Annotated in this window: 12 protein-coding genes; 9 read left to right on the forward strand and 3 right to left on the reverse strand. The window is 59.8% G+C overall.

Annotation, left to right across the window (positions count from 1 at the left end; translation table 11 throughout):
• Positions 1–265: 265 nt before the first annotated feature.
• The 7 genes from hisB to GVI59_RS17810 are packed head-to-tail and all read left to right on the forward strand — an operon-like array spanning position 266 to position 5022.
• Positions 266–862, forward strand: a complete 597-nt coding sequence (gene hisB / locus GVI59_RS17780; RefSeq protein ID WP_173575401.1) for an imidazoleglycerol-phosphate dehydratase HisB — start codon at positions 266–268, stop codon at positions 860–862.
• Complete coding sequence (locus tag GVI59_RS17785) at positions 859–1302, forward strand: hypothetical protein (RefSeq protein ID WP_173575393.1); 444 nt, start codon at positions 859–861, stop codon at positions 1300–1302. Before hisB ends, GVI59_RS17785 begins: the two co-directional genes overlap by 4 nt.
• Before the next feature lie 2 nt (positions 1303–1304).
• On the forward strand, positions 1305–1964 hold the full coding sequence (gene hisH / locus GVI59_RS17790; protein ID WP_338422124.1) for an imidazole glycerol phosphate synthase subunit HisH: 660 nt from the start codon (positions 1305–1307) through the stop codon (positions 1962–1964).
• Entirely contained in the window at positions 1964–3304 is a 1341-nt protein-coding gene (gene hisA / locus GVI59_RS17795) for a 1-(5-phosphoribosyl)-5-[(5-phosphoribosylamino)methylideneamino]imidazole-4-carboxamide isomerase (protein ID WP_173575394.1), read from the forward strand. Before hisH ends, hisA begins: the two co-directional genes overlap by 1 nt.
• Positions 3304–4086: an imidazole glycerol phosphate synthase subunit HisF gene (gene hisF / locus GVI59_RS17800; RefSeq protein WP_173575395.1), complete on the forward strand. Its 783-nt coding sequence runs from the start codon at positions 3304–3306 to the stop codon at positions 4084–4086. The genes hisA and hisF overlap by 1 nt, the downstream gene beginning before the upstream one ends.
• A gap of 11 nt (positions 4087–4097) precedes the next feature.
• Positions 4098–4610, forward strand: coding sequence for a phosphoribosyl-ATP diphosphatase (locus tag GVI59_RS17805; RefSeq protein ID WP_242013205.1), 513 nt, complete (start codon positions 4098–4100; stop codon positions 4608–4610).
• Between the two features lie 34 nt (positions 4611–4644).
• Complete coding sequence (locus tag GVI59_RS17810; RefSeq protein ID WP_173575396.1) at positions 4645–5022, forward strand: histidine triad nucleotide-binding protein; 378 nt, start codon at positions 4645–4647, stop codon at positions 5020–5022.
• A 71-nt stretch (positions 5023–5093) separates the two neighbouring features.
• On the opposite strand, the gene GVI59_RS17815 is transcribed toward GVI59_RS17810, so the two are convergent.
• From GVI59_RS17815 to GVI59_RS17825, 3 genes are read right to left on the reverse strand one after another with little or no spacing between them, the layout of a single operon-like run.
• Complete coding sequence (locus tag GVI59_RS17815; protein ID WP_173575397.1) at positions 5094–6104, reverse strand: LLM class flavin-dependent oxidoreductase; 1011 nt, start codon at positions 6102–6104, stop codon at positions 5094–5096.
• Positions 6105–6157: 53 nt separating this feature from the next.
• A complete protein-coding gene (locus GVI59_RS17820; RefSeq protein WP_173575398.1) occupies positions 6158–7123 on the reverse strand; it encodes an SDR family oxidoreductase in 966 nt (321 codons plus the stop codon).
• Positions 7113–7832: a DedA family protein gene (locus GVI59_RS17825; RefSeq protein WP_173575399.1), complete on the reverse strand. Its 720-nt coding sequence runs from the start codon at positions 7830–7832 to the stop codon at positions 7113–7115. The genes GVI59_RS17820 and GVI59_RS17825 overlap by 11 nt, the downstream gene beginning before the upstream one ends.
• Before the next feature lie 77 nt (positions 7833–7909).
• Between GVI59_RS17825 and GVI59_RS17830 the strand changes: the two genes are divergently transcribed.
• Both GVI59_RS17830 and GVI59_RS17835 read left to right on the forward strand, forming a co-directional pair.
• Positions 7910–9883: a S9 family peptidase gene (locus GVI59_RS17830; RefSeq protein ID WP_173575400.1), complete on the forward strand. Its 1974-nt coding sequence runs from the start codon at positions 7910–7912 to the stop codon at positions 9881–9883.
• Between the two features lie 346 nt (positions 9884–10229).
• Positions 10230–10574, forward strand: a complete 345-nt coding sequence (locus GVI59_RS17835) for a hypothetical protein (protein WP_242013206.1) — start codon at positions 10230–10232, stop codon at positions 10572–10574.
• The last annotated feature ends 74 nt before the right edge of the window (positions 10575–10648 follow it).

Consider the following 10648-nt stretch of genomic DNA (forward strand, 5'->3'; position numbering starts at 1 on the left):
TCTGTCTGCATCGGGTTTTCTTATAGCTTACGAAAATTTCTTTTCTACAAAACAGACTTTTTCATAATCTAACCCGATGTACAACCCTTCTGTGAGATTTCCGCGTCGAGACTGATTGCCTCTCTTGGCGATCTGCGGGACGCCAGCTGAAAGTCTTCTGGAGCCGCAGGGCGTGTCCGGATATGCGCTGCGGAGCATCGCGGGATGGACAGAAACAGAGGGAACCAATAGCGTTTCTGGCCTTCCTCCTGTATCAGTAGCGCCCATGACTGAAATCCGTACCGCCTCCCTGCATCGCGTAACAGCCGAGACCGACATCCGTGTCGCCGTCAATCTGGACGGCAGGGGTGAAGCCTCGATCAGCACCGGCATCGGTTTTTTTGACCATATGCTGACGGCGCTGGCGCGGCACGGCATGCTGGATATCGAGGTCGCTGCCAAAGGTGATCTGGAGGTGGACTTTCATCATACGGTGGAAGACGTCGGCATCGCGCTTGGTCAGGCCGTGCGGCAGGCGCTTGGCGACAAGCGCGGCGTGCGCCGGTTCGGTCACGCGCTGGTGCCTCTGGACGAAGCCCTGTCCGAAGTGGTGGTGGATCTGTCCGGACGACCGTTTCTGGCCTGGTCAGTCGTCTTTCCGACGGAAAAGATCGGGGTCATGGACACGGAGCTGTTCGAGGAATTTTTCCGGGCGTTCGCCATGGCCAGCATGATCACGCTCCATGTGACGCAGAAAACGGGGCGCAACAGTCATCATATCGCCGAAAGCGCCTACAAGGCGACGGCGCGGGCGCTTCGGATGGCGGTTGAATTTGACGAGCGGGCGGCGGGCGTCATTCCGTCCACCAAGGGGGTCCTGTGAAGGCTTTTTCAGTCTGGCTGCCCGGAGAAGGCATTGCCTCGAAACGGAAAAAGGACGGGCTGCCCGTGCTGGTGCAGCAGACCTTCCGGTGGAATGTACTGTTTCTGGGGGGCATCGCCCTGATGTGGTCCGGCGCCTGGATTTCAGGCAGCCTTTTTCTTTCGACGTCCGTCATTCTGACCGCTCTGCTGGGGAAGCTGTGGATCGTGCCCGCTCTGATGCTCGCCGCCCGTTTTGCGCTTGCGGCGTTCAGCGCGGAGCTGATGGAATGGGAGCTTCGGCTTAAGGGATACAGGGAAGCTGGCACGGTTGTCGGACCGGACCAGGCGACGGCGCTGCTGCGTTATATGGACCGGGCCATAGGGCAGACTGCGTTGCCTCCGGTTTCAGATGATCATATTCCCGACCCGTTTGCGACCGCTTTCGCTGGAAGGGGCTGATCGTGCTGGAAGGTCATCAGTCTGTTGTCGTCATCGATTATGACGGCGGCAATCTGGCATCGGCGGCGCGTGCTCTTGAAGAAGCCGCTCGCCTCTCCGGGGTGTCGGCGACCGTCGTGATCACCAATGATCCCGGACAGGTTCTTGAAGCCGACCGGATCGTGCTGCCGGGCCAGGGCGCGTTCGCGGATTGCGCCAGAGGACTGGCCGCGGTCGACGGGCTCCGGTCCGCTCTGGATAGTGCTGTGAATAACGGAACGCCGTTCCTTGGAATCTGCGTCGGCATGCAGTTGATGGCGGAACGCGGTCTTGAGCATGGTGTGACGGACGGGCTGGGCTGGATCGGTGGAGAGATTGCGCCGATGGAAGCGCAGGGTCTGCGTCTGCCCCAGATGGGCTGGAACGAACTGACCTTTTCCCGTCCGCATCCACTGACGGAGGGGCTGGGTGACCGGCCGCATGGGTATTTCGTTCATTCCTATGCGTTGACAGGCGCACGCGACGAAGAACTGCTGGCGACGACCGATTACGGCGGCGCGGTTCCGGCGATCGTGGCGCGCGGCAACAGGGCCGGCACGCAGTTCCATGTCGAGAAAAGCCAGACGGTCGGACTGCGTATTCTGGCCAATTTCCTGCACTGGACGCCGGATGGAGCGCTCTGATGAGCGGTGAAACGGGCACACCCGGACTGACGGCCGAGCGCGTTCAGGCGTTGAACGAGGATGACCTGCAGGCGCTGTGTGAATGCGTCGATGCGTCCATCCTTGAGGGAGGCGGGTTCGCCTGGGTCCGACCGCAGGGACGCTCCGTTCTGGAGCGCTATTTCCGGGGTATCCTGCTGGTGCCGGAGCGGCTGCTGTTCGTGGCGCGGCAGGACGGAATCATCGTGGGATCGGCGCAGTTGGTCCGGCCTTCCCGCAGCAACGAGGCGCAGGCGATGAACGCCAGCGTCACACAGTTTCACATTGCGCCTTATGCGCGTGGCACTGGTCTCGGGCGCATTCTGCTTGAGGAAATCATCAGCGGCGCCCGTGCGATGGGATATCAGTTCCTCAATCTGGATGTGCGGGAATCCCAGAAGCGTGCGATCGCGCTTTTCCGGAGCCTCGGGTTTGAGAAATGGGGAACAAATCCCTATTACGCGCTGGGTGACGGCCAGATGCTGCGGGGGCATTATTTCGTAAAGCGCCTTCAGGAAAACAGCCGTCTCCTGCAAAACGGAGCGTCTTCTGAAACCGATCATGGAAAGTCTGCCGAAATGACCGCCCGTCCTCTTACCCTTTATCCTGCGATCGATCTCAAGGACGGTGCCTGTGTGCGTCTACGCCGGGGCGAGATGGATGATGCAACGGTCTATTCGGACGATCCGGGAGCGCAGGCGCGGGCCTGGTGTGCGGCGGGCTTCCATTGGCTGCATGTCGTGGATCTGAACGGAGCCTTTGCAGGCCGCTCCGCCAACAGTGAAGCCGTGAAGCAGATTGTGGCGAACGCGAAGGTGCCGGTGCAGCTCGGCGGCGGCCTGCGTGATCTGGCCGGGATAGAAAGCTGGCTGGAGGCCGGGATTTCCCGCGTGATCCTCGGGTCTGTGGCCGTGAAGAACCCGGAACTGGTGAAGGAGGCCTGCCGTCTGTTCCCCGGACGGATTGTGGCTGGCATCGATGCGCGGATGGGGCTTGTTGCGACGGAAGGCTGGGCCGAGGTGTCTGACATGCAGGCGACGGATCTGGGCCTGCGGATGCAGGACGCAGGCGTGGCGGCGATCATTTTTACCGAGATTACCCGTGATGGCATGTTGCAGGGGCTGGATCTCGAACAGACGGCGGAACTGGCCCGCACGGTCTCCGTTCCCGTGATCGCCAGCGGTGGCGTTGGTTCGCTCGATGATCTGGCGGCGCTCCGGCGCGTTGCGGCTGACGCGCCGGGGATCGAGGGCGTGATCGTCGGACGGGCGCTGTATGACGGCCGTATTTCTCCGGCGGATGCGCTGAGAGTTCTGTCCTGATGCTGAAACTGCGCGTCATCCCCTGTCTGGACGTGAAGAACGGTCGCGTGGTGAAAGGCGTCAACTTCGTCTCGCTTCGTGATGCCGGCGATCCTGTCGAGCAGGCCGCCGTCTATGACGCGGCTGGCGCGGACGAACTGACCTTTCTCGACATCACGGCCAGCCATGAAGACCGGGACACCATTCTGGACGTCGTCAGTCGCACGGCCGAGCGCATTTTCCTGCCGCTGACGGTGGGGGGAGGCGTACGCACGACGGGCGACATGCGTCGGCTGCTGCTGGCGGGCGCGGACAAATGCGCGATGAACTCGGCGGCGGTGAAACGTCCTGAGCTGATCAACGAGGCCGCCAACAAATTTGGCAGCCAGTGCGTTGTTGTTGGCGTCGATGCGCGTTCGGACGGCAAGGGTGGCTGGGAAGTCTACACTCACGGCGGTCGCACGCCGACCGGCATTGATGTTGTGGACTGGTGCAGAGATGTCGCGGCGCGTGGGGCTGGTGAAATCCTGCTGACCTCCATGGACCGTGACGGCACGCGGTCCGGCTTCGATCTCGATCTGCTGCGGGCTGTGAATGCGGCTGTGCGACTGCCGGTGGTGGCGTCCGGCGGCGTCGGCGCTCTTGAACATTTCGTGGAAGGAGCGCGGGCCGGCGCAACGGGTTTGCTGGCAGCCAGCGTCTTTCATTTCGGGCAGTTCACCGTTCCACAGGTGAAGCAGGCTCTGGCGGATGCCGGGTTGCCTGTCCGTCCACCTCTTGAAACACTCGATTTCGCCTACTGACCGGGAAGACCATGGCAAAGACACCGACCAAGAAAAATGTGACCAAAGAGTCGACTGCGAAGAAACAGAGGACGAGTAGCAAGTCTGGTACGGCCCAGAAAAAAGCAGGTGCGGCTGTGTCTTCTCAGGCAGAGCTGAAAAAACTGTCCAAAAACCTGAATGCTGATCCGGCTTCTTTTCCGAAGCCGGATAGCGGCCAGATTGATGCTTCTGTCCTCGACAGGCTTTTTGACGTGGTTCTCAGCCGTCGTGGCATTGACCCTTCGACAAGCCATTCCGCACGTCTGCTGTCACGCGGCACGAGCAAGGTGGCGCAGAAGTTTGGCGAAGAAGCCGTCGAATGTCTGATCGAGGCCGTCGCTGGACGCACGCAGGAACTGATCGGAGAGAGTGCGGACGTGCTCTATCATCTGATTGTCATGTGGGTTGACGCTGGCGTGACGCCTGCCGAGGTCTGGGCAGAATTGCAGCGTCGTGAAGGCACGAGCGGCATCGCGGAAAAGGCGTCCCGTCCGCGTCAGTGATGGACACGGACCTGTCTGGGATAAGGAGATTCACATGGCGGTAAGCGGCATCGGGAAATATGACCCCGACAATATCTTCGCGAAAATCCTGCGCGGGGAAATTCCCTGCAAGAAGGTGTTCGAGGACGATATGGTTCTCGCCTTTCATGACATCGCGCCGAAAGCGCCGGTGCATGTGCTGGTGATTCCGAAGGGACCTTACATTTCGTTCGCTGATTTCAGCCAGCGCGCCAGTGACAAGGAAATTGTCGCGTTCAACCGGGCTGTTGGCGATATTGCCCGCACGTTTGATCTGGATGCGCCGGGCTACCGTCTGATCGGCAATGTCGGTGAGAATGCCGGTCAGGAAGTGCCGCATTTCCATGTGCATCTTCTGGGGGGGCGTCCTCTGGGGCCCATGCTGGCCGAGTAATAGGCCTTCATTCCTGTTCAGAGAGATCATGTGGGCAGGGAACTGCCCTGCTCATAAGATTCCTCTGTAAATCACAAAGCTTTAAAAACAGCATCCACAAGCGGCGACAGCCCGGCGGCCAGTTCCACAGAGCGCCGACGGGCTGCGTGGTCGTAGAGTGGAAAGGCCATCATCAGCTCATCGGGACGATGACGCTGGAGGAATTCCGTCAGACGCGGCAGAACCGTTTCCTGTGAGCCTGCAAAAGTGCAGGACAATGTGTGCTGAAGCATAGCCAGTTCCTGAGAAGGCAGTCTGGTTTCCAATCCGGCATCTGGCGGCGGGAAAGTGGAAGGGCGGCCGCGTCTTAGCGCCAGAAAATACTGATACAGGGATGTGACCAGCACGTTCGCCTCCGCAGCGTCGTCGGCCAGCACCATGTTGACGGTCAGCATGACATGAGGGCTGGCGCAGCGGTCCGATGGTTCGAAACGGTGCCGGTAGAGCGCAATGGCTTCTTCCATCTGACCGGGCGCGAAATGCGAAGCAAAGGCGTAAGGCAGGCCCAGTCTGGCCGCGAGAACGGCTGAAAACAGTGACGAGCCTAGAATCCAGACAGGCACACGCAGGCCGCATCCGGGAATGGCGCGTACGGCATGGGGAACGCTGTCTGCCGGTTCGAAATAATGCAGCAGTTCCACGACATCTTCGGGAAAGCGGTCCGGTGCGTGCGGGTCTCTGCGTAGCGCCATGGCCGTGCGCTGGTCCGCGCCGGGCGCACGACCCAGCCCGAGATCAATCCGGCCGGGAAACAGCGTTTCGAGCGTGCCGAACTGTTCCGCCACAATCAGCGGAGAATGGTTGGGCAGCATGATTCCGCCGGAACCGACCCGGATCTGTTTTGTCACCCCGGCGACCTGTCCGATGAGAATGGCGGTCGCGGCGGAGGCGATGCCGGGCATGGAGTGGTGTTCGGCCAGCCAGTAACGCCTGAACTCCAGTGCGTCAGCCAGTCGTGCAAGGTCCATGGTGTTGCGATAGGCGTCGGCTGGCGTCGCGCCCTGCGTGATGAGGGACAGGTCGAGAACGGAGAAAGGAAGCATGATTCCTCCTGACTGTTCGGATGCGGTGGCTCAATGTCCTGCCGGGGCCGACCCTATTCGAACGTCACGCCCGTCAGGCGCTCGGAAACTTCCCACAAACGGCGGGCAGCGCGGGGATCGTTTGCAGATGGCGGAACGATGGCCAGTTCTGACTTTCCCGTGCGTTCGCCTGCGCCATCCGGACCGTAATAGCATCCGTCATGGGCCAGCGGTGAGGCTGCGGCATACAGGAACGGTTCAGCCCCGCTGGCGGCAGACTGCCCGAACCAGCGAAAGGCGACCTTCGCGCCCGTCTCCATGACCCATGCAGGCAGGCTCTGCTTTCCCGAGCCGGGGCCGTTCACGACAAGCTGCGTCTGGGACCAGCCGGGATGGGCGATGCGGGAATGCAGGTTCCAGCCCGACGCTCTGGACCGACGGGCCAGTTCCTGACCGAACAGCAGATTGGCCAGCTTGCTCTGACGATAGGCGTCAAAAGGAGAATAACGATGGCGGGACTGGAGATCGTCAAAATGGATACGGGCTTTCCATGCCGCCAGACTGGCCACGGCAACCATCACGCCGCCTTCTCTGGGAGACGCCTCCAGCAATGGTTTCAGACGACCGGTCAGGGCGAAATGACCGAGATGGTTCACGCCGAACTGCATCTCGAACCCGTCCGCCGTTTCCCGTCGGACAGGGGGGGCCATGACCCCGGCATTGTTGACCAGAATGTCGAGAGCCGTGAGCCGGTCGCACAGGTCGTTGGCGAACCGCTCAATGGAAGCAAGCGACGCCAGATCAAGCTGCGCTGTCTCGGCGCTCGCATCCGGCACGCGCTTTTGCAGGGTGGCCAGAGCGGCAGCGTTGCGCTCTTCGGACCGGGAGGCGAGAATGACCCTGGCCCCAAGGCTCGCCAGTCCACAGGCTGTCTCCAGTCCCAGACCGCTGTTTGCGCCCGTCACAACCGCCGTGCGTCCGTCCAGACGGTTCAGCGTGTTGAGAAAAGCCGTGTGCCGCTCCAGTCTGTCATTTGTCATTCTGCTGCTCACCGTCATGTACCAGTTCCTTTTCCATACCGAAGGTGAGTTCCCGGTCTTCTTTTGCGGCTTCCATGGCCTGTGCGATCAGACGCTGTTCATTTTTCTTGAGAAAAAGGAACACGCTCACAGCGACCAGTGCTGTCAGGCCGGCAATGCCCCAGGCGACAGGTCCGGAAACCTTCATGGCTTCATGCCCGAGATAGTACGCCCCGAGCGAGTAGCCTCCCGCCCAGCACAGACCTCCGAGTGCATTATGCAGAAGAAACGTATGCCAGGGCATCCGGTTCGCTCCGGCCAGCAGGGCGATGAAAACGCGCAGAAGGGCGATGAACCGTCCAAAAAACACGACCGTGCCGCCATGCTGGCGAAAAATATATCGGCCCAGCAGGATGCGATCCGCTGAAAGGCCAATATATTTTCCGTAACGATGCAGGAAACGGAAACCGACTTCCTTGCCGATCAGATAGCCGAGGTTATCGCCCATGATTGCGCCGCTCACTCCGGCGATCACGATTCCCCAGATGCTGAGGCTGTGCGTGGTCGCGCTGAGCAGGGACGCCGTGATGAGCAGACTTTCCGCCGGCAGGGGCAATCCCATGCTTTCCAGCATGACGACCACGCCGATGACGCCGTAACCATAATGGGACAGCAGCGTGTCAAGATAATGTAACAGGGCGAAACATCCCGGGAGCTTGCAGAAACGCATCAGGAACCGTCTGGACAGGCTCCTGTCAACCCTGCACATCAGTATCTGCCGATACGTCTTTGCTCCATGGAGGTTTCATGAACCGTCAGCCAGCCCCGTGCGGAACATGGCGCTCGCCTGTGACGGCATCGCTCACCGCAGGCAAAACCGTGACCCTGTCCAGTGTCGCCGTGAGCGGTGACACCATGCTGTGGCTCGAGAGGCGTCCTTCCGAAAAAGGGCGCACGGCTCTGGTCGCCTGGTGTGAGGGAGCGGAACCGCGCGATGTGACGCCACACGATGTCGATGTGGCGACCAGAGTCCATGAATATGGTGGCGGCGCCTTTGCCGTGGCCGGTCGCGCCATCGTGTTCAGCAATCGGCGCGACGGCGGCGTCTATCTGCTGGATCTTGATGGTGCTGCGGAGCCGCGCCGCCTCGCGCTCGCCGAGGGGATGCGTTACGCCAGTTTCGCCTTCGCCCCGGACGGACAGTGCGTTTACGCTGTCCGGGAAGATCATCGTGGCGAGGGAGAGCCGCTAGACACGCTGGTGGCCATTTCTCTGCACGATGCTCCTGAAACCATCATCGCGCAGGGTGCGGATTTTTATTCCACGCCGACACCCTCGCCGGACGGCACGCATCTTGCGTGGATCGAGTGGGATCACCCGGCGATGCCCTGGACTAGCTCGCGGCTGTGCGTCATGCGGCTGGATGACCCACATTCCAGAAAGGTTCTTGCTGGCGGGAACGCCTCTGCAACCGGGAAACCGGAGTCTCTCACGGAGCCGCAGTGGGCTGATGAGCAGACCCTGTTCGCCATTTCCGATCAAGGTGGCTGGTGGACGCTGTGGCGCTTTGTCCTGGCTGGCGGAGAGCCTCAGCCTGTCTGTGAGGTCGAGGCTGAGATCGGTCAGCCTCACTGGGTTTTCGGACAACGCAGTTACAGCCTGCTACCAGACGGACGTATCCTCGCTCTGGCGGTGAAGGCCGGGCAGACACAGATGCTGATGCTGATGCTGACACCGGGAGATGCTTCCGGTTACGATGTCACGCCTGTCACGATGGGACTGCCGGAACAATGTCCGCTTCCATTCGGAGATCGGTTTGCGTGGCTGGATGGTTCGTCGGATCGGGCCGCTTCGGTTGTTGTGGGAGCGCCGGGACAGACGCCTCGTGTGTTGCGCGCCGCTACGAGCCTGCCGTTCGGAAAAGACGATATCGCTTTGCCGGAAAGCGTGGAGTTTCCGCTCGCCGATGGCGCCGTGGGACAGGCGTTCTTCTACCCGCCCACCAGCGCGCAGTATTGTGTGCCAGAGGGAGAACTGCCCCCGATGATCGTGACTGCGCATGGTGGGCCGACTGCCCGTGCGTCTGAAGGGTTTTCGTTCAAGGTGCAGTGGTGGACCAGTCGTGGTTTTGCCGTGCTGGATGTGAACTATAGCGGTTCGACCGGTTTCGGGCGCGCCTATCGTGAGCGGCTGGATGGTCAGTGGGGCGTGCGGGATGTGGAAGACTGCATCGCGGCGGCTTCGTCTATGGCGGCGAGTGGCCGGATTGATCCGAAACGGATTGTCATTCGTGGCTCCAGCGCGGGCGGACTGACCGTGCTGTCGGCGCTTGCCAGTTCTGATATCTTTGCAGCAGGCGCCAGCCTTTACGGTGTGACGGACCTGCGCACGCTGGCGGAGGAGACGCACAAGTTCGAGGCACGTTATCTCGACAGTCTTGTCGGGCCGTGGCCGGAGACCGAAGCGGTCTATCGGGCGCGTTCACCGCTTTTCATGGCGGACCGGATTCAGGTGCCTGTACTCTTCCTGCAAGGTCTGGATGATGCGGTCGTGCCGCCGGAACAGGCCCGTTCTATGGTGGCTGCGCTGAAGCAGAACGGCATTGCCTGTCCGCTGGTGGAATTTGTGGGGGAAGGGCATGGTTTTCGCGGCGAAGATACGTTGCGTCGCGCTTTCCAGATTGAGCTGGCTTTTTATGGGCGGGTGTTTGGGTTTGACCCTGCGGATGTCCATCTGCCAGAAGAGGATGAAGCGGTGCTGGACGGGGCGTTCGGGTCCTGAACTGAACAATCGGCGGTTTGTGCTGCTCTGTTCTGAATTGTCACGGAGAAGCTGCTTCCTGTCAGCTTCTCCGGTCTTTCTTCTTGTCCGATTTACTGCAGGTGAACTGTCTGGCCCCTGAGTCTGGGAATGCGGTCGGCTGCCTGAATCGTGACGTATTTTGTTGTTTATTTGATATATATTGCCACAATAGACATATTTTGTCGTGATTTGGATGCGTTTTGTTGTTGTGTGAGAAATATAACGTCTTTTTGTTGAATATAAATTTACGCATGAGATTGTTTTTCTGAAAAAAATGAAGTGTATTATTTGATATAATATTTACAAGTATATGGACTGATTGGTCATGCTGTTTGATGGGTCAGATCTTGCTGTTCACCATACTCCGGGTGAAACACCTTATCTGCTTGTGGTGTTCGGCCCGGCAGGCGTGACGAATACTGCTACCCACGATTATTTCGGCAGAGCTGTCTCGGAAAAGAAGCGTATTGAGACAATCGGTTTCGCCGCCAAAATCGATAACTGGTACATGACGCCGGAAGTGGATGAGGCCATCGCAATCATCCAGCCTATTCTTGACCGTTTTGAAAAGATTATTGTCCTTGGTATGTCGATGGGCGCTCATACGGCCATCAAAAAGGCCCGCAGGCTCAGCGCGGAAATCTCACAGAAGGGTTGTACATCGGGTTAGATTATGAAAAAGTCTGTTTTGTAGAAAAGAAATTTTCGTAAGCTATAAGAAAACCCGATGCAGACAGAGTGTAG

This window comes from Acetobacter sicerae (genome assembly GCF_011516765.1).
GTDB classification, from domain to species: domain Bacteria; phylum Pseudomonadota; class Alphaproteobacteria; order Acetobacterales; family Acetobacteraceae; genus Acetobacter; species Acetobacter sicerae.

What these genes read in the sequence shown, in the direction of transcription:
- GVI59_RS17830 (WP_173575400.1), top strand. Translation starts at nt 7,910, where the DNA reads ATGAACCGTCAGCCAGCCCCGTGCGGAACATGGCGCTCGCCTGTGACG.
- GVI59_RS17835 (WP_242013206.1), top strand. Translation starts at nt 10,230, where the DNA reads ATGCTGTTTGATGGGTCAGATCTTGCTGTTCACCATACTCCGGGTGAA.
- GVI59_RS17815 (WP_173575397.1), bottom strand. Translation starts at nt 6,104, where the DNA reads ATGCTTCCTTTCTCCGTTCTCGACCTGTCCCTCATCACGCAGGGCGCG.
- GVI59_RS17810 (WP_173575396.1), top strand. Translation starts at nt 4,645, where the DNA reads ATGGCGGTAAGCGGCATCGGGAAATATGACCCCGACAATATCTTCGCG.
- GVI59_RS17805 (WP_242013205.1), top strand. Translation starts at nt 4,098, where the DNA reads ATGGCAAAGACACCGACCAAGAAAAATGTGACCAAAGAGTCGACTGCG.
- GVI59_RS17825 (WP_173575399.1), bottom strand. Translation starts at nt 7,832, where the DNA reads ATGCGTTTCTGCAAGCTCCCGGGATGTTTCGCCCTGTTACATTATCTT.
- hisB (WP_173575401.1), top strand. Translation starts at nt 266, where the DNA reads ATGACTGAAATCCGTACCGCCTCCCTGCATCGCGTAACAGCCGAGACC.
- hisF (WP_173575395.1), top strand. Translation starts at nt 3,304, where the DNA reads ATGCTGAAACTGCGCGTCATCCCCTGTCTGGACGTGAAGAACGGTCGC.
- GVI59_RS17820 (WP_173575398.1), bottom strand. Translation starts at nt 7,123, where the DNA reads ATGACAAATGACAGACTGGAGCGGCACACGGCTTTTCTCAACACGCTG.
- hisA (WP_173575394.1), top strand. Translation starts at nt 1,964, where the DNA reads ATGAGCGGTGAAACGGGCACACCCGGACTGACGGCCGAGCGCGTTCAG.